This is a genomic window from Ovoidimarina sediminis, from assembly GCF_032586175.1.
In the GTDB taxonomy this organism is placed as follows: domain Bacteria; phylum Pseudomonadota; class Alphaproteobacteria; order Rhodobacterales; family Rhodobacteraceae; genus Ovoidimarina; species Ovoidimarina sediminis.
Genome location: NZ_JAWHTE010000017.1, coordinates 16978 through 34781 on the forward strand (window position 1 = coordinate 16978; position 17804 = coordinate 34781).

Here is a 17804-nt window from a genome sequence, read left to right on the forward strand (position 1 = left end):
CATGACCGACGATCTCGGAGCGATCCGCTGCCAGGTATGGCAGTTGCTTCAGGAAGGTGCATCCGACCGGACTTCTGCCGCACGGCATATCGTCCTCGCTACGGTTGGACGAACCGGGGGCGCGGAAGCACGGACGGTCATCCTCCGTCGGGCCCAGCAAAGAATCGCAGCGCTTGAGTTTCATACAGACAGGGCGTCGGAGAAAGTCGCGGAAATCGAAATCCACCCGTATGGAACGGTACTCTTGTGGGAGCCGGAAACAGCGCTCCAGGTGCGCCTGCGGGTCATGTTGAGCGTGCGAAAGGGCACCGAGGCGGAGTGGGGCCGCATCCCTGCGCCGTCGCGCTTCGCGTACGGCGGGCAACCGCCGTCAGGGCAGAGGATCGTCAATCCCGGTGCCGTCAGCCTCTTGCAAGAGCCCGAACGCTTCGCAGTGATCGAAGCACGGATCGAAGAAATCGAGACCTTGCACCTCGCGACGCAACCGCATCGGCGTGCGCTGTTCAGGCGTGCTGACGATTTCACAGGTGCGTGGCTGGCCCCCTGAATCGCTGGTCTTCACGCCGCGATCCGGGCTAGCAAGACAGCATGAGACCAGGTGCAGATATTCCGCTTACCCGTGACCTCGTTCTGATTGGTGGCGGACATGCACATGCGCTCGTATTGCGCCGATGGGGGATGCGCCCCCTGCCCGGCGCGCGTCTGACAGTCATCAACCCAGAGCCTACCGCGCCCTACACAGGAATGCTTCCAGGCCATGTGGCCGGTCATTACCCCCGCGAGGCTCTTGATATCGATCTGGTGCGTCTTTGCAGGTTTGCTGGCGCGCGTCTGATCCTCGGCCGAGCGGACGCAATCGACCGCAACGCGAAGCAGGTGCACATCACCGGGCGCGGTGAGATCGCCTATGATGTGGCATCAATTGACGTCGGAATAACCTCGGATCCAACGGGTATTGCGGGTTTCGACGATCATGGCGTGGCGGCTAAGCCTCTTGGACGGTTCGCCGATGAATGGGCGGAATTCCTGGCTGGAGACAGCGAGGCGACCGTGGCGGTGATCGGTGCCGGCGTGGGCGGGGTCGAGCTTGCCATGGCCATGCACCACGCCCTCGACAGTGCGGGACGCAACCCGAACATAGCTGTGATCGACCGCGGGAGCGCTCTCTCTGGCCTTGCCTCTCGCGCACGCGACGTGATTCTGAGGACCCTGAGGGAACGTAAGATTCGCTTGATAGAAAATACCGGTGTTGCCGCTGTCGGCGCGACGGACGTGAGCCTCGACAATGGCTTAACGATTGCCGCCACGCTCACGGTCGCCACAGCGGGTGCGCGCCCCTGGCGTTGGCTGTCGGATTGCGGCCTTGAAATGACTGATGGGTTTATCGACGTCGATGAAACCCTAAGAAGCTCGGATCCTGCCATCTACGCTGTCGGGGATTGCGCCAATCTAACCTTCGCGCAGCGTCCAAAGGCCGGGGTCTACGCCGTTCGAGCCGCGCCCGTGCTTGAGGCAAATCTGCGCGCGGATCTTTCGGGCGGCGCAAGCCGGACCTTCCGGCCGCAGGCTGATTACATCAAGCTCATATCGCTGGGAAAAAAGGCCGCTGTCGGAGAGAAGTGGGGCATCACTTTCACCGGGGAACGCCTCTGGAAGATCAAAGACCGGATCGACCGGAAATTCATGAATAAGCTCAGCCAGTTACCCGCGATGCCGCCCCCCAAACTGCCATCGCCCATGGCGGCCGGCGTGCGGGCTGAAGTTGGAAATACACAACCGATGTGTGCCGGCTGCGGCTCTAAAGTCGGAAGGGTGCCGCTGATGCGCGCCCTCTCGCGCCTTTCGGGGGCACCGGAACGTCCGGATGTCACACAGCTCGACGGTGACGATGCCGCCGTTCTCTCCATCGGTTCGGCCAAGCAGGTCATTTCCGTGGACCATCTTCGGGCATTCACGGACGATCCGTTCATCTTCGCGCGTATCACCGCCTGCCATGCTCTTGGAGACATTTGGGCGATGGGAGCGCGCCCCCAGGCAGCACTTGCAACTCTCATACTTCCAAGGATGAGCGAGGCGCTTCAGGAACGATGGGTTGCGGAGATCATGGAAGGATCAGCTGCCGTTCTGCATGAAGCAGGGGCTGTCATCGCTGGTGGTCATACCACCATGGGCGCGGAACTGACGCTGGGGTTCACGGTGACAGGCTTATTGGATGGCCCACCCATAACGCATTCTGGCGCAAAGCCTGGCGACGCGCTCGTCCTGACACGTCCACTTGGATCCGGCGCTCTTCTCGCGGCAGAGATGCAACTCAAGGCGCGGGGAGAAGACATCGCCGGACTTCTTGCGGAGATGGCAAAGCCGCAAAACAAGGTGGCTGAACTTATGACCGCCGCTCGCGCAATGACAGATGTGACGGGATTTGGTCTGGCGGGCCATCTCCTCAATATTCTCGACGCCTCAGGGGTCGGCGCAGATCTCTTTCTTGACAGCATTCCCGTCTACCCCGGTGCGCGCGAGGCTTTGGACAGCGGGGTTCGATCTACTCTTGCACCGGCGAACAAGGCGGCCACGTCTGCCCGATTGAGCGGCATCGAATCTGATATTCTCTATGACCCACAGACGGCTGGTGGCCTTCTCGGCGCGATACCCGCTTCCGCACTCGAACGCACCCTCAGCGCACTCGCCAGTGTGGGCGCAAAGGCTGAACAGATCGGCACCGTCACCGATGGACCGCCAGAAATCAAAGTGACTTGATGACTTCTGCGACTTGCGACGCCACTCGGGCAACTCCGCCCGCGTCCAGGCGATCTGCCTCGATATTTGCCGAAACACTCCCCTCTGCGCGATCGCGCGACCGTGCATACCTGGTGTCGTAATGACGTTCCATCAGGTCGATTGCCAGCGTTTGCAGGTCGCCTGCCTTATGAAGACTACGCCAAACATCAACGACGTCCCTACCGTGAAAGGGAATGAGTTGATCTAGCCGGGCATCCAGGAGCGCAGGATCCGACCAGAGGTCTTGATAGGCATCAACAAGGTGTTCGGCACGGACAGGTCGAGATGCACTAAGAACGATCCGTGGCGCGTGAAGCATGGCCTTCCAAAGCGAAGGCGGCACGATCCGCGCACCGACCTTGCTCGACTCCGCCTCGATAACCAACGGTCGGTCTCGATCGAGTTTCGCCAGGACCGAGGCGATCGCGGATTCGAACCCCTTCTGGCTGGGCTGCCCTCCGGGCATCGGCCCGAGAACCGAACCACGATGGCGGGCAATGCCTTCAAGATCTAGGGTTTGAACACCGCGCTCTTTCAGAAGAGCCAGAACTGCCGTCTTTCCCGTGCCGGTATTCCCATCGATAAGCACGATGCGACCGGGCCATGACGTGTCATACAGCGCTTGGGCGACGAGTCGGCGGTAACTGCGATATCCCCCTTCGATGGTTTCCGCACGCCATCCAATCTGCTGAAGAATCGAAGCGAAGGCGCCAGATCTTTGCCCGCCCCGCCAGCAATACACCAGTGGCCGCCAACTGCCTGGTTTCTCTGCAAGACTATCTTCTATGTGATGCGCCGCATTTCGCGCGACCAGTGCCGCACCGACTTTCCGCGCCGCGAACGGCGCCTCCTGCTTGTAAATCGTGCCAACGCGGGCACGTTCTTCATTGCTCAAAACCGGCAGATTGATCGCATCTGGCAGACGATCCTCCGCAAACTCTGCAGGTGACCTGACGTCTATGAGCGTGTCAAAGCCGTGGCCGCAATAATCACTCAGTTGGTCAAATCGGATCGCCATGCGCGGTCTCTACCGCGCGCCGTGGGACCTGGTAAAGTGAGCAGCACACGTTCGGCCATCGCACGACCGGACATCCAAGCGTCGTCGAACCCGTGTCCAAGCGCCCAGTCCCCGCCAACAAGGAGCTGACCGTTGCAGACTTCGAGATAGGGTTCGCCCAAGGGTTTCTGCGCAAGCGCATAGCGCCAGCGGTGCACCGCACAATAAAGTGGTTCGGGCGGCAGATGCCCAAGAGCGGCGGCAAAGGCCGCCTGCATGGACGTCTCCACCAATGCGTCCGGCATCTCGAGATAGGCACTGCTCCACTCCGCTGTCGCATGCCCCACCCAGACATCCCGTGTCGCCTGTATTTCCTCCGGGAGTTCCTGTCTGAACAACCGATGGAAAACCGGGCCAGTCAGTCTGTTCGGCGCATCCAGCCGTTCACCGAACGCGGCCATGAATGCCCATACCGGGTTGAACTCGATATCGGCCAGGCGCTTCGAGATGCCTGGCAAGGCCGACAGCAGCACCCGCGCCTGAGGCGCCGGCACAGCCAAGATCACACGGGCGAATGGGCCTTGTCGGCGATCGTTTTCGATTTCGAGATAAAAGCCGCCGCGGCCCTTGATGATCGCTGTTACACTGTGGCGGGTTTCGATGCGAAGACCTTTCGCCATGCAGCGGGCGATCGACGACATCCCGGGTCGACCGACCCAACCTCCAAGGGAATCCTGCGATGCTCCGGCCGCCAGCAGTAACCCTTCCAGCTCCGGATTGCCCGGTGTGACGCGCGGTGCCCCGTGGTTTATGGAAAGACCTGCAAACCGCCGCGTCGCCATTCGGCCGCCCAGCCCCCTGCTTTTCTCGAAGACGACAACATTTTCGACATGACCCGAGAGTTCCCGCGCGGCTGTAATGCCGCAAAGTCCTGCCCCGATAATCGCAATTGCTCGTGTCATATTTTTTCCGGCAAACAGACGGTTATCTCCCGGCGGCTATATAGTTCCGCAGCGCGATGTTGCGAGAAATTATCGTTAGGACCTCGCCCAATGGCGTTTTTGTGCCTATCTGAACGCCATGCGCGTTCTCTCTGTCCTCCTAGTCCAAATTGCGTGTCTCGTATTGACGACAGGTGCCCAGGCCTCCGCTCCTCGGGAAGAGTGCGTCGTGCTGCTCCACGGCCTTGCCAGAACGGCCGCTTCGCTCATCGTGCTGGAACAGAGCCTCCAGGCGAAAGGCTATAGAACTGTAAACAAGAGCTATCCCTCGACGAACGAACCTTTCGAAACACTCGTATCCACGGCCGTCCCGTCAGCGGTGGAGCGCTGCGGATCGGCGAAGGTACACTTTGTAACCCATTCGCTCGGGGGTATCCTCGTGCGCGCGTGGCTCGAAGAAAACCGCCCTGATGACATGGGCCGGGTCGTCATGCTCGCGCCACCCAATCATGGCTCGGAACTGGTCGACGAACTTGGCGATCTCGGGCCTTTCCAGTGGATCAACGGCCCTACAGGTATCGTCCTCGGCACCGGCGAAGACAGTGTCCCCAACCGTCTTGGTCTCCCACCCGTGGAGATTGGCGTGATTGCAGGCAATCAGTCCCTGAACCCGATCTACTCGGAAATCATCGAGGGGCCTGACGACGGCAAGGTGTCGGTCGAAAGCACCTATCTCCCGGGTCTTGCGGATCATATCGTCCTCCCCGTCACCCACACTTTCATGATGAACGATCCGGTCGTTGTCGCGCAGACACTCGAATTTCTGAAAACCGGCAAATTCGATCATGAACTGACATTCGGCGATCTGATATCCCGGCTTATTGGCGCGGATTGACCAAGCCATGAAAGGTGCAACATCGGCGCCCGCGATCCCGTGCGCCTGAGGCGTCGCAGTGATCGCCTTTCCAACCGGGGCCGCCAGACGTTGCGCGAACCGTTCGCCTTGTGCCGAGGCAAATGAACAGATTGGGAAAATGGTGACCGGCTATCTTGCAACCGAATTGAAGGCCGCGCACTCTCTTCAGCAATATGACTCAGTTACTTAGAAAACCAGTTGGCCCATCAGGCTTCATTCACGAAATTACCCCAGAGACCGCAGGGTGGCGCTATGTCGGCTTCACCGTGTTTCGCGGTGTAGAAGGCGATCACTTCGATCGTCATTTTCCGACAGAAGAGTGCATCCTCGTGATGGTCGAGGGCCTTGCCGAGGTCAGCGTGGAGGGCACATCTCATGGGGAGGTAGGTGACCGGCTGGATGTCTTCGAGCGGACACCCCCGCATTGTGTTTATGCACCTGCAGATTCAAGGATTTCCGTCACGCTAACCACGCAGGCCACGGTTGCTCTTTGCCTCGCACCCGGCAAGGGAGCGCACAGGTCCCGACGGCTCGGGCCAGAGGGTATCTCGCTCGATGTCCGTGGCGAGGGCACAAACACACGTTACATCCACAACATCGCGATGGAAGGTCGCGATGTTGCCGATAGCCTTTTGGTCACCGAGGTCTTCACACCACCAGGGCACTGGTCGTCCTACCCTCCTCACCGCCATGACGAGGACGACTTTCCTCGAATAACATATCTTGAGGAAACTTATTATCATCGACTGAGTCCCGCTCAAGGCTTCGGGATTCAACGGGTCTTCACGGATGATGGATCGCTTGACGAGACCCTTTCGGTCTCGAACCACGATGTCGTTCTCGTTCCGCGCGGATATCATCCCTGTGCTGCGCCGCACGGTTACGACATGTACTATTTGAATGTCATGGCTGGTCCACTTAGAAAATGGCGTTTCGAAAACCACCCAGACCACGCCTGGATCGTCGAGGGGGCCTGAAGCGGCCTCCCCCTGCCGACACGCGCACGACCGTGGAAATGAGAATTGCAGCATCGAGTGCCACCGACCGATGCCGCGAGTACACCTGTTCGAGGAATGCCTTCCGCGGCAGCAATACACCGCGATGGTATTCCATTGCCTCGTTTTCGGACCTGAAACGCGCCAGACGCATCGTTTCAACACCATGCACCGCCAATGTCGCAAGCCCGGTCAGACCCGGCTTTTGTCTCAGAAGACTGCGGTAGAGGCGGGGATCCTTCTCGACTTGCGCGCGCAACGGCGGGCGAGGACCGACAAGGCTCATCTCACCCCTGAGCACGTTGAGAAGCTGCGGAAGTTCATCAAGCCGCAGTCTCCTGAGGCACCGGCCAAGGCGCGTCACACGGACCATGTCTCGCCTGTTTATCGGCCGCGGCTCCCGCTTCGCAGCATGCATCGTTCTGAATTTCAGAAGCTTGAAGCCACGTTCGGGGGCCAGCATGCGCTCCGACACATAGAAAACCGGAGCCCCGTCCAAAAGCCGAATAGCAAGTCCGATTGCAAGCATTACGGGAAACGCAAGCAAGAGCGCGATTGCCGACAAAGTGATATCAAATAGCCGCTTCGCCAGATCTCCGGCGAACCGCGGCCTAATCGCGGGCGTATACGTCCTCGTAGCGAATGATGTCGTCTTCACCCAGGTAACTTCCGGTCTGAACTTCTATCAGCACCATTGGTACCTTACCGGGGTTTTCCATTCGGTGAACGGCCCCAAGCGGGATATAAACCGACTGGTTTTCCGAAACGAGTTTGACCTCATCGTCAATAGTGACGCGTGCGGTTCCGTTGACGACGACCCAGTGTTCGGCCCGGTGATTGTGGCTTTGCAGGGAAAGCGCTGCACCTGGGTTTACGACAATGCGTTTCACTTGAAAGCGCTCTCCGATCACGAGGCTTTCGAACCATCCCCAGGGGCGATGATCGCGTGCGGATTGTTCGGCCTGATACACCCCCTTGGATTTGAGCGCGCTCACAGCTTCCTTTACGCGCTGACCTTCGGCCTTGGGAGCGACGAGCACGGCATCCGGCATTGCAACTGCTATCATACCGTCAAGGCCAATCCCAACGAGTTCTAGGCCATCGGCCTCCGAGCGAAGAAGCGTATTCTTGCAATCGATCGCTGTGACAGCCCCGCTGGCCGAGTTGCCCCGATCGTCCGGGCCCGCCTCCTGCCACACCGCCTCCCAACCACCGAGGTCCGACCAGTGTCCGTCATAGGGCATGGCCATCAGGCCGGACGCCCGTTCCATGATCGCGTAGTCGATGGAGATATCATCGGCCTCGCGCCAGGGATCGGGCGCGAGACGGGTAAACCCCAGATCGGTTTCCGCACCGGCGACGGCGCGTGAAACCGGGGCAACAATATCAGGTGCGTGGGCCCGGTAGGCTTCCAGGATCGCACGCACGCTGAACAGAAACAGACCAGCGTTCCAAAGCGTATCACCAGCTTCCAGCATGGATTCGGCCTTGGCCCGGTCCGGCTTTTCCACGAACCCAGCCAGCGCTTGCGGAGCCTCACTTGAAAGATCAGCTCCATCGCCGAGCTTGAGGTAACCATATCCGGTTTCCGGTCTTGTCGGTTTTATCCCAAAGGTCACGAGGCCGCCCGCCTCCGCAGCCTCAGACGCTTTGAATACCGCGGTTCGGAATTTCTCCGCATCCGCGATCACATGATCGGACGGGGCGACAAGGATCAGGTCATCCGCAGATCGGCTTTCCAGCCAGAGAGCGGCGGCCAATACGGCTGGTGCAGTGTTTCTGCCTTCAGGCTCGATCAGAATCGACTGCGGCGCAGCTTCAATCGCGGCAAGTTGCTCGACAACGATGAAGCGGAACGGATCGCCAGTTACGATCAGCGGCGAAGCAAAACCCGGGCCGGAAAGTCGCCGGGCGGTTGCCTGAAATAGGCTTTCCTCACCAAGGAGCGAAGAGAACTGCTTCGGATAGCTCTTGCGCGACAACGGCCAAAGCCTCGTGCCAGAACCACCGCAAAGGATCACTGGGTGGATTTTTGCCATGTTTGACACCTTGTTTACCGCGGCCTCAACTTCACGCTTCGCGCAAAGTGCCAGCCTTCAGAAACCACTCATAGGTGCTTTCAACTCCGTCTCGCAATGCGATGGACGCACGCCAGCCCATACTGGAAAGACGGCTGACATCCATCAGCTTTCGCGGCGTTCCATCAGGCTTCGAAGTGTCGAATTCAATATCGCCCTCAAATCCCGTCACGTCTGCCACCAACCGTGCCAGATCGGCGATACTGATGTCCTCACCGGTCCCGACATTGATATGGCTGAGCATCGGATCAGTGTTCGCATCGTAGGTCGCGCGGTCGAGATCCATGACGAAAAGCGATGCCGCGGCCATATCGTCAACATGCAGGAACTCGCGTTTCGGGGTACCCGTACCCCAGATCATCACGGTCTCCGCCCCGGTCTCAACCGCTTCGTGAAAACGACGTATCAGAGCAGGAAGGACATGGCTGTTCTCGGGATGAAAGTTGTCGCCCTGACCATATAGGTTCGTAGGCATGACGCTTCGATAATCGTGACCGTACTGGCGATTGTAGCTCTCACACAGCTTGATTCCGGCAATTTTTGCGATCGCGTAGGGCTCGTTCGTCGCCTCGAGACGACCGGTCAGAAGTGCGGCTTCGGCCATCGGCTGGTCCGCGTCGCGCGGATAAATACAGGAAGAGCCGAGGAACAGGAGGCGTTGGATCCCTGCAAGGTGAGAACCATGGATCAGGTTAGCCTCGATCATCAGGTTCTCATAAAGAAATTCGGCAGGATAGGTAGTGTTTGCCAGAATTCCACCCACCTTTGCCGCAGCGACAATGACCGCCTCGGGGCGCTCCGTCGCCAGGAAAGCCTCAACCGCGCGCTGGTCCCTGAGATCGAGTTCTTCACGCGTCCGCGTCAGGATAGGCACGCCACGAGCTTCGAGGGCACGGTAAATCGCTCCGCCCACCATCCCCCGGTGGCCCGCCACGAAGATTGCACCCGTCATCCCTGATCCTCGATGGAAACGGGCAGGCTATAACCGTGCTCTTTCAGCAAGCGGTGGCGCTTCGCGATCGAAAGATCTTCCGCCACCATTTCAGCACACATCTCCTGAACAGTGATTTCCGGCTCCCATCCAAGGGTCTCCCGGGCCTTTTTGGGGTCTCCGAGAAGCGTTTCCACCTCGGCCGGACGGAAGTACCTGGGATCGATCCGCATTACGACGTCGCCCGGCTTGACGGCGGGGGCGGCATTCGAGCGCACCGCTTCAACCACTGCGATTTCATCGATGCCGGTACCCTCGAACCTCAGTTCGATCCCGAGTTCTTGAGCACTCCAGGTGATGAATTCGCGAACACTATGCTGAACCCCGGTTGCGATCACGAAGTCCTCTGCTGTGTCCTGCTGAAGCATCATCCATTGCATTCGGACGTAATCCTTCGCGTGCCCCCAATCGCGCAACGCATCGATGTTCCCCATGTGCAAGCAATCCTCGAGCCCCTGTGCGATGTTTGCGAGCCCGCGAGTAATCTTTCGCGTCACGAAGGTCTCACCGCGACGGGGGCTTTCATGATTGAAGAGAATGCCGTTGCAGGCATACAGACCGTACGCCTCGCGGTAGTTCACCGTGATCCAGTAGGCATAAAGTTTTGCGACCGCGTAGGGGGATCGCGGGTGGAAAGGCGTTGTCTCCGTCTGAGGCGTTTCCTGGACAAGACCGTAGAGCTCGGACGTCGATGCCTGGTAGAATCGAGTCTTCTTCTCGAGCCCAAGAAACCGGATCGCCTCCAGAAGGCGCAGCGTCCCGATCGCGTCGACATCCGCAGTGTACTCCGGAGCCTCGAAGCTCACCGCGACATGGCTCTGCGCCCCGAGGTTATAAACTTCGTCAGGCTGAACCTCGCTCAAAATCCGCGTGAGGTTCGATGTGTCCGTGAGATCTCCGTAGTGCAAATGCATTCGAGGCGAGGGATCGTGCGGATCCTCATAGATGTGGTCGATCCTCTGAGTGTTGAATGCAGAGGCACGGCGCTTGATACCGTGCACTTCGTAGCCCTTTTCCAACAGAAACTCTGCCAGATACGAGCCGTCCTGCCCGGTAATCCCTGTAACGAGCGCAGTTTTCATATACAGCGTTCCGATATCTTCCCCGAGGATGCGGTTCGTGCTGCCACGTTTCGAACAATGCCGCAATGCCGCGCGCGTTGGAAAAAGTTTGGCGATTGCGAAATCGCGCTATTCTACAAGATGCGTTTGGTTCGCAGCGCGAGAGAAAGCGTCACGATGCTAAGATACCAGCTCTTCGGAGCATTCCTATTTGCAAGCCTTGCTGCGTTGCCCCACTGGGCAGAGGCTCAAGGCCGGCCAGCCGGTGTTGCTGTCGCGGAAGTGACAGAGCGCACGATGGCCGAAACCGTGCCGGTCTTCGCGGAAGTAGTCACGGCACGGGACGGAACAATCGCGGCGCGCGTGAGTGGCCTCGTTTCCGAGGTGCACGTTCTTGAAGGCTCCAAGGTCGCTGAAGGCGATCTCCTGACATCTCTAGATACGGAACTAGCAAAGATCGAACTGCGCCAGGCGGAAGCACGCCTCGCGGAAGCGAATGCGGGCGTCGAAACCGCCAAGGCGCGCGAGGCACGCTTGGCCGACGCGCTGGAGCGTATCGAGCGTCTTCGTGACACGGCAAGCTTCAGTCAGGGCCGTTTCGAGGAAGCGCAAGGAGAAGTTTTCACCGCACGAGGTCAACTGGCGGAGGCCGAGGCACGCGTTCATACGGCCGAGGCCAATATCGCGGAAGTGCAGTACCGGCTCAATCAAGCGGAGATTCGCGCACCATTTGCAGGCACGGTCCTCGACGTTGAAACCAATCCCGGAGAGTTCATTGCATCTGGCGCACCTGTTGTCCGCCTTCTCGACACCCGCGCGCTCGAAGTGGAAGCGAGCGTACCATCGGTTTATGTCGAAGCGCTCGAGCCGGGTGCCACTGTGAGTGCATTGACCGAGGGTGGAACACCGCTTGACCTCGTCGTGCGCGCCGTTCTTCCGCTTGAGGACATCGCGACGCGTACCCGACCGGTCCGTTTCGTCGCCGCTGACACCGAAGCCCTCAGGCGCGCGGCCGTCGGGCAATCGGTGACTGTCGAAGTTCCCGCCGGTCCTGCGCGCGAGCTTCTTGCCGTGCCAAAGGATGCTCTCGTTCAAAGCCAGGGCGGATGGACGGTTTTCATCGCCGCCGATGGTGTGGCCGAGCCCCGCCCTATCGAGATCGGCGCCGCAATCGGCGCCTATTTTGAGGTCTTGAGTGGATTGACGGCTGGCGATCAAGTGGTCGTTCGGGGCAATGAACGGCTACGCCCGGGTCAACCCATCTCACCTCAGCCAAGCCAATGAACCCCATTCGCTTCGCCATCGACCGGCCCGTCGCGGTCCTTGCCATCGTGATCATGGCCGTTCTGTTCGGCCTGATCGCAGTCACGCGCATTCCGATCCAATTAACGCCTGATGTTCGCAAGCCCGTCGTGGTCGTCACCACACAGTGGCCTGGCGCGGCTCCCGCCGAAGTCGAACGCGAGATTATCAACCCTCAGGAGGAAGCCTTCCGGGGGCTCGACGGGCTCGAGATCATGACGTCCCGCGCACAAAGCGGTCGCGCGGAAGTCACGCTGGAATTCGCCGTCGGAACGGATATGAGCCAGCTCCTTCTCCTCGTCTCGAACCGGCTCGATCGCGTGGGCGATTATCCGGATGAGGCCGGAGAGCCATCCCTCGATACAAGCGGCTCCGACGACAGCGCGATTGCCTGGGTCTTGCTGACTCCCAAGCCGGGGAACACGCGAACGATGGCGACCTATGGCGATTTCGTAGAGGACGTCGTGAAGGAGCGGATCGAACGGATCGAAGGCGTAAGCGCAGTGAACGTCTTCGGAGGTGTGACGCGGGAGTTGACCATCGTCGTCGACCCGCGGGATCTCTCGCGGTATCGGCTGACAGTTCCTCAAGTCGTTCGCGCACTCCGGGCAGAAAACATTTCAATCTCCGCAGGAGATGTCGAGGAAGGCAAGCGGCGCTACATCGTTCGCGCGGAAGGCAATCTGAACACCGTCGCCGCAATCGAAAGCGTCGTGCTGCGATCTGGTGCCGGCGCGGGGAACCAGGGCCGAATCCGCGTTGGCGATGTCGCCAAGGTAGGCTTTGACTATCAGGATCCGACGGCACGTCTTCGATATCGGGGCGAACCCGGTCTGGCCTTCAATATCGTACGCGATCCCGGCGCCAACGTGATCGAAACCATGGAAGAAGTACGCACGGTCATTGCAGAGCTGGCCAAGGGACCAGTGGCCGCGCAGGGCCTCGACATGCGCCAGGTCTATGACGAGACCGTCTACATCGAGGGCGCGATCGACCTCGTCACGCAAAACATCTGGCTGGGTGGTGGGCTGGCAGCGATTGTCCTTCTGGTCTTCCTGCGAAGTCCACGCGCAACGCTTGTCGTTTCCCTCGCGATACCGGTTTCAATCGTGGCAACCTTTGTCGCGATGGCCGCAACCGGCCGAACGCTGAACGTCATCTCGCTGGCTGGCATCGCCTTCGCGGTCGGCATGATTGTCGACGCGGCGATCGTCGTCCTGGAAAACATCTATCGGCTGCGCGAAAGGGGCACCAACCGGCGCGATGCCGCCTATCACGGGGCCCGGCAGGTCTGGGGTGCAATCCTCGTCTCGGCTCTGACAACGGTTTTGGTCTTCGTTCCTATCCTGATCATGGAATTGGAGGCGGGCCAGCTGTTTCGCGATATCGCGGTGGCGATCTCGGTCTCCGTCCTTCTAAGTCTGGTCGTCGCGATAACGGTGATCCCGGCGCTGGCCAGCAGGATCCTTAAATCGGGCGAGCAATCAATGTTGCGTCTTCCCGGGATTGATCATTTCGGTGCGCTCTTCCGATGGCTGGTCATGAGCTATACGCGGATGGTCGTTCGCATCCGTGCCATAGGAATCCTGATGGTCGTGCTGATTGCTGGCGGTGCAGCCGTCGCAACATGGACGTTCCTGCCACGTCTCGAATATCTGCCAGAAGGCAACCGTAACCTCGTGTTCGGCCTTATCATCCCGCCGCCAGGCTACAATCTCGGCACGACCGAAACGATCGCGCAAAGGATAGAAAGCGTTGCCGCACCGCTCTGGGAAGCGGCCCCGGCACCGCAAACCGAAGACGGCACGCCGACGATCGACAACTTCTTCTTCGTGGCGACGCCCGGAAACAGTTTTGTAGGCGCAACAGCGGTGGACGGCGCGCGCGCCGGTGATCTGATCCCTGTTCTCTCTCAACCGATCTTCGCAGAACCCGGAACCTTCGGGTTCATGACGCAGCCCTCGCTCTTCGGGCGCGGGATCGGCGGCGGGCGCACGATCGAACTTAATGTCTCCGGCCAGGATCTGAATGCCATCCTTGGCGTTGCCGGGCGTGCGGCGGGGATCGTATCGGGGCTTTTGCCCCGGTCCGAAGGCCATCAGTTCCGCCCGATCCCGGGCTTGGAACTCGGCGCGCCAGAAGTGCGGCTCGTTCCCGATCGCCTGAGGCTCGCCGATGCGGGGCTGGACAGTTCGGCACTCGCCCAGACGGTGGATGCCTTCAATGACGGCCTGCGGGTCGCGGAGATCACCGTGGGGGCAGAACGGCTAAACCTCGTTCTGAAGGGTGATCCGGCCCTCCAGCAGGCGAACCGAACCCAGGACGTCGGCCGCTACCCTGTCGTAACGCCGTCCGGCCAGATCCTTCCCGTTTCGGCCCTTGCCGATGTGATCGTGACCGCGGGCCCAACCGAGATTCGCCACAGGGATCGTCTCAGGACGGTCACGCTCGAGGTGCGCCCGTCGGACGCAATGCCACTCGAGGCCGCGGTTGAACTTCTGCAGGCAGAGGTCGTCGACGTCCTTCAAAGTCAGGGGCTGCCCGATGGCATTCGTCTCTCGGTTTCCGGCACGGCGGACCAGTTGTCGCAGACTTGGGACGCGATCCAGATCAACCTTATGGTCGCGATGATCATTGTATTCCTCGTGATGGCGATCCTGTTCGAAAGCTTCGTACTACCGCTCGTCATCATGATTTCAGTGCCCGTCGCAGCGGCTGGCGGGGTTGGCGGCCTTGCGCTTCTGAACACATTTCAGACCCAGCCGCTCGATATGCTGACACTCCTGGGGTTCATCATCCTGGTCGGGATCGTGGTGAATAACGCGATCCTCGTTGTCCACCAGACACTCTATCACCTCCGCGAGGAAGGCATGCCTCCGATCGAAGCGATCGAGGAGGCGACGCGAAACCGCATTCGCCCGATTTTCATGTCCACGTTGACAAGCGTGATGGGGATGCTGCCGCTCGTGCTCATCCCGGGCGAAGGATCCGAGTTATACCGCGGCCTTGGCGCAGTCGTCGTCGGCGGCCTGTCGATGTCGGCTTTCCTCACTCTTCTGACTGTTCCACCGCTCCTTCGTCTCGCGCTCAGCGCACCAGGCTTGGAGGCAGCCGGCTCGAAGCCGCAGCCAGCCGAATAGACTGCTCGTCCGGAACGTCGCAGGTGGGAGGGATTGGCCGCGCCTGCAGGTGCGGGATCGCCCTCCTACAAAGGCTTCAGTTCCACCCCTGCCGCCTCCAGTCCAGCCCGCACGGCCGCGGAAATCTCCAGCGCTTCCGGCGTATCCCCGTGGCAACAGATGGTATCGATCTGCGCCGGAATACGCGTGCCCGACTCCGCAATGATCGTGCCCTCCCGAACCATGGCGACCATGCGTTCGGCGGCCCTCTCAGGATCCCGTACCATCGCACCCGGCAAGGACCTGTCGACCAAGGTCGCATCGTCGTTGTAGGCGCGGTCTGCGAAGATCTCGCCCGCCCATGCACAGCCCAGCGCCTCAACCGCACGCTGTTGCGCCGTCGCGGCCAGCACCATGATCACGATATCGGGCGCCACCGATAGGGCTCCCTCGTAGCAGGCGCGCGCAAGTGCCTCGTCTTCGGAGGCCATGTTGGCGAGCGCCCCGTGAAGCTTGAGGTGTCGCACCTTCCCACCAGCCGCTCGTGCCATCGCCTGCGCCGCACCAACCTGATATCTTACGGCATTCGCGAGGCTGTCGTTGGGCCGGTGCATCCTGAACCGTCCGAAACCTTGGATATCCGGAAACCCGGGATGCGCGCCAATCCCCACGCCGCGATCCACCGCGAGCGCCATTGTCTTCGCCATGACATCGGGGTCTCCTGCGTGAAAGCCACACGCGATGTTCGCAGAAGTGACGATATCGAGAAGCGCAGCATCATTGCCCATGTTCCAGGGTCCGAAACTCTCGCCCATATCCGCGTTAAGATCGACCGTCGTGCTCATGCATCTTCCTCCATGCCGTAGATGTCGGCGCCACCTGCCGTCACACCGCTGATAAGCTGATAGCTTAAGAGATCACGAATTTCTTCAGCCGAGCGTACGAGGGGCCGAACAGCGCTGCGAAGCGCTCGCCATCTCGCTTCCTCCGGCTGGAATGCCGCCTCCGCCTCGTCAAATGTCAGAAACCGAAACCGAAGCTGCGTTCCCGGCGCCGCCTGCGCAACGATCGGCAAATCTTCAGGGAGGACAGAGCCGATCCGCGGATAACCTCCCGTAGTCTGGCACTCGGGCAACAGAACGAAAGGCGCACCGTCGCCGGTCATTTGTATGTCTCCCGGCACGATCATTTCGGACAGCACGGTCTTTTGCCCGGCCGCCTCGAAGGGCAGCCCATCGCCGATAAGCTTCACACCCTGCCGGTTGCCGCGCCTGTCCCGAACGAAGGTCGTCTCGGCGAAACGTGCACGCGTTTCTTCACTGTAGAACGAGGTCTGGGCGCCCGGAACAACCCGAACGACTCCGCCGGAAAAGCGATCCGCCACGTCAATCGTCGCGTCGGAAAATTCGGATCCATTTTCCTCGCCCGCCGGAAGCGTATCACCCTCCGCCACCCGCGCGCCGATCCCCGCCACGAAATTCGCGGAACGGCTTCCCAGAACCGCTTCCGTCGCGATGCCCCCTCCGAGGGAAAGGTAGCCGTATGTTCCGGATGAAGCCGGCCCGATATCAAGAACGTCACCAGGATCGAGGTGATACCGGCCAGGCCATGCGAGGATCCGATCCCCGATGCGGGCCGGCATCACTGCACCGGTCAAAGCGATACGCAGCGGGCCCGTGGCCTCGAATATCCCACCCATTCCAGCCATTTCGAGGCTTGCAAAAGCCGCGTTCTGCCCAAGGAGTGCGGCGCCTTCCGCATGGCCGGATCGATCTGCGGCCCCGCCCCTCGCAAGTCCCTTGGAAAGAAAACCCGGGCGGCCAAGGTCCTGAACACTCATTTGCGGGCCTGCGCGCTTCACCAGAAGACCAGCTGTCATGGCAAAGCCTCCCACGTTGCGCCACCATCCCCTTCCCGAAGCCCATTTAGGGCACCCGGCTCGACGCCGCGCAGGCATACCTCGTCCCCGGGAGCCAGCGGAAACGGGCGATCGGTGTTCTCCGGGCGATAAACCCGGAAAGCCGTCTGCCCCACATGCTGCCATCCGGTAGGCGATGCATTGGCGAAAAGAACCACCTGTCGGATCGCAACGACGAGCGCGCCTTCGGGCACATCGATAAGGTCGCCGAGCCGCGGAAGGTTCCAGGCTTCCGGCAACTCGCCCAAATACGGTTGACCCGGGGCAAAGCCGGTAGCCAGAACCCTCATTCGTGTGTTTGTCAATGTCTCGATAGCTGTAGCTCGCGAGACACCGACGGAAGCCGCGACGTCATCCAGCTGCGGACCAGCGGCACCTCCGAAGACCGCCGGGATCGTCCAAAGCCGGCGGCCACCGGGCAGGTCCGCTGCATAGAAGTCTTCCTCTGCAAGCAATCGCTCGAGCGCCGTTACGCCCTCGTGAAGCGCGGGGATCGACGCGAAGCGGACATAGACCGAGGCAAGCGCACTTGCGGCTTCCTCGACGCCCGCGACTTCCCCAGCCGCCAACGCTCCCTGAAAAGCGAGCGCAGCGCGGTTGCCAGCTTCTGTCAGCTTATCGGAGAACCGAACGACGCAGCCATCCACGCCCTGACGGACGATCTGTGGAAAGCGGGGTGGTTCGGGGCGGGGATGCACCATGCGGCAG

General features: G+C 60.5%; 15 protein-coding genes. 6 read left to right on the forward strand and 9 right to left on the reverse strand.

Features of this window, described 5'->3' with window-relative positions; genetic code table 11:
- Position 1: 1 nt before the first annotated feature.
- Together RXV90_RS17705 and selD are read left to right on the forward strand one after the other, a co-directional pair.
- Complete coding sequence (locus RXV90_RS17705; protein WP_316650245.1) at positions 2-547, forward strand: pyridoxamine 5'-phosphate oxidase family protein; 546 nt, start codon at positions 2-4, stop codon at positions 545-547.
- A gap of 41 nt (positions 548-588) precedes the next feature.
- Positions 589-2757: a selenide, water dikinase SelD gene (gene selD / locus RXV90_RS17710; RefSeq protein WP_316650247.1), complete on the forward strand. Its 2169-nt coding sequence runs from the start codon at positions 589-591 to the stop codon at positions 2755-2757.
- Here selD and mnmH read toward each other — a convergent pair.
- Positions 2744-3796 (reverse strand): tRNA 2-selenouridine(34) synthase MnmH, encoded by a 1053-nt coding sequence (gene mnmH / locus RXV90_RS17715; RefSeq protein ID WP_316650249.1) that lies wholly within the window; start codon positions 3794-3796, stop codon positions 2744-2746. The genes selD and mnmH overlap by 14 nt on opposite strands.
- Entirely contained in the window at positions 3772-4737 is a 966-nt protein-coding gene (locus tag RXV90_RS17720; RefSeq protein ID WP_316650251.1) for an NAD(P)/FAD-dependent oxidoreductase, read from the reverse strand. Before RXV90_RS17720 ends, mnmH begins: the two co-directional genes overlap by 25 nt.
- 208 nt (positions 4738-4945) lie before the next feature.
- Between RXV90_RS17720 and RXV90_RS17725 the strand changes: the two genes are divergently transcribed.
- Together RXV90_RS17725 and iolB are read left to right on the forward strand one after the other, a co-directional pair.
- Positions 4946-5611 carry an alpha/beta hydrolase gene (locus RXV90_RS17725; protein ID WP_316650253.1) on the forward strand — a complete coding sequence of 222 codons (666 nt, stop codon included), beginning with the start codon at positions 4946-4948 and terminating at the stop codon, positions 5609-5611.
- A gap of 194 nt (positions 5612-5805) precedes the next feature.
- Complete coding sequence (gene iolB, locus RXV90_RS17730) at positions 5806-6609, forward strand: 5-deoxy-glucuronate isomerase (RefSeq protein WP_316650254.1); 804 nt, start codon at positions 5806-5808, stop codon at positions 6607-6609.
- On the opposite strand, the gene RXV90_RS17735 is transcribed toward iolB, so the two are convergent.
- From RXV90_RS17735 to gmd, 4 genes are read right to left on the reverse strand one after another with little or no spacing between them, the layout of a single operon-like run.
- Positions 6551-7285, reverse strand: a complete 735-nt coding sequence (locus tag RXV90_RS17735; RefSeq protein WP_316650256.1) for a sugar transferase — start codon at positions 7283-7285, stop codon at positions 6551-6553. The genes iolB and RXV90_RS17735 overlap by 59 nt on opposite strands.
- A complete protein-coding gene (locus RXV90_RS17740) occupies positions 7239-8666 on the reverse strand; it encodes a mannose-1-phosphate guanylyltransferase/mannose-6-phosphate isomerase (protein ID WP_316650258.1) in 1428 nt (475 codons plus the stop codon). The genes RXV90_RS17735 and RXV90_RS17740 overlap by 47 nt, the downstream gene beginning before the upstream one ends.
- A 31-nt stretch (positions 8667-8697) precedes the next feature.
- The gene (gene fcl / locus RXV90_RS17745) at positions 8698-9657 is read right to left on the reverse strand and encodes a GDP-L-fucose synthase (protein ID WP_316650260.1); all 960 of its coding nucleotides are present in this window, start codon (positions 9655-9657) and stop codon (positions 8698-8700) included.
- Positions 9654-10730, reverse strand: coding sequence for a GDP-mannose 4,6-dehydratase (gmd, locus tag RXV90_RS17750; protein WP_316650339.1), 1077 nt, complete (start codon positions 10728-10730; stop codon positions 9654-9656). Before gmd ends, fcl begins: the two co-directional genes overlap by 4 nt.
- Here gmd and RXV90_RS17755 point away from each other — a divergent pair.
- Both RXV90_RS17755 and RXV90_RS17760 read left to right on the forward strand, forming a co-directional pair.
- A complete protein-coding gene (locus tag RXV90_RS17755; RefSeq protein WP_316650261.1) occupies positions 10626-12041 on the forward strand; it encodes an efflux RND transporter periplasmic adaptor subunit in 1416 nt (471 codons plus the stop codon). The two genes, gmd and RXV90_RS17755, sit on opposite strands and share 105 nt — an antisense overlap.
- Entirely contained in the window at positions 12038-15199 is a 3162-nt protein-coding gene (locus RXV90_RS17760) for an efflux RND transporter permease subunit (protein ID WP_316650262.1), read from the forward strand. Before RXV90_RS17755 ends, RXV90_RS17760 begins: the two co-directional genes overlap by 4 nt.
- Before the next feature lie 65 nt (positions 15200-15264).
- Here RXV90_RS17760 and RXV90_RS17765 read toward each other — a convergent pair whose 3' ends face one another.
- Genes RXV90_RS17765 through RXV90_RS17775 form a run of 3 tightly spaced genes read right to left on the reverse strand, consistent with a single transcriptional unit; the run spans position 15265 to position 17797 of the window.
- The gene (locus RXV90_RS17765) at positions 15265-16023 is read right to left on the reverse strand and encodes a LamB/YcsF family protein (RefSeq protein ID WP_316650263.1); all 759 of its coding nucleotides are present in this window, start codon (positions 16021-16023) and stop codon (positions 15265-15267) included.
- Complete coding sequence (locus tag RXV90_RS17770; protein WP_316650265.1) at positions 16020-17057, reverse strand: 5-oxoprolinase subunit C family protein; 1038 nt, start codon at positions 17055-17057, stop codon at positions 16020-16022. Before RXV90_RS17770 ends, RXV90_RS17765 begins: the two co-directional genes overlap by 4 nt.
- On the reverse strand, positions 17054-17797 hold the full coding sequence (locus RXV90_RS17775) for a 5-oxoprolinase subunit B family protein (RefSeq protein WP_316650266.1): 744 nt from the start codon (positions 17795-17797) through the stop codon (positions 17054-17056). Before RXV90_RS17775 ends, RXV90_RS17770 begins: the two co-directional genes overlap by 4 nt.
- Positions 17798-17804 lie beyond the last annotated feature (7 nt).

Excerpts from the sequence above, each read along its gene's own strand:
- RXV90_RS17705 (WP_316650245.1), top strand. The coding sequence starts at position 2 with ATGACCGACGATCTCGGAGCGATCCGCTGCCAGGTATGGCAGTTGCTT.
- selD (WP_316650247.1), top strand. The coding sequence starts at position 589 with ATGAGACCAGGTGCAGATATTCCGCTTACCCGTGACCTCGTTCTGATT.
- mnmH (WP_316650249.1), bottom strand. The coding sequence starts at position 3,796 with ATGGCGATCCGATTTGACCAACTGAGTGATTATTGCGGCCACGGCTTT.
- RXV90_RS17720 (WP_316650251.1), bottom strand. The coding sequence starts at position 4,737 with ATGACACGAGCAATTGCGATTATCGGGGCAGGACTTTGCGGCATTACA.
- iolB (WP_316650254.1), top strand. The coding sequence starts at position 5,806 with ATGACTCAGTTACTTAGAAAACCAGTTGGCCCATCAGGCTTCATTCAC.
- RXV90_RS17740 (WP_316650258.1), bottom strand. The coding sequence starts at position 8,666 with ATGGCAAAAATCCACCCAGTGATCCTTTGCGGTGGTTCTGGCACGAGG.
- fcl (WP_316650260.1), bottom strand. The coding sequence starts at position 9,657 with ATGACGGGTGCAATCTTCGTGGCGGGCCACCGGGGGATGGTGGGCGGA.
- RXV90_RS17760 (WP_316650262.1), top strand. The coding sequence starts at position 12,038 with ATGAACCCCATTCGCTTCGCCATCGACCGGCCCGTCGCGGTCCTTGCC.
- RXV90_RS17765 (WP_316650263.1), bottom strand. The coding sequence starts at position 16,023 with ATGAGCACGACGGTCGATCTTAACGCGGATATGGGCGAGAGTTTCGGA.
- RXV90_RS17770 (WP_316650265.1), bottom strand. The coding sequence starts at position 17,057 with ATGACAGCTGGTCTTCTGGTGAAGCGCGCAGGCCCGCAAATGAGTGTT.
- RXV90_RS17775 (WP_316650266.1), bottom strand. The coding sequence starts at position 17,797 with ATGGTGCATCCCCGCCCCGAACCACCCCGCTTTCCACAGATCGTCCGT.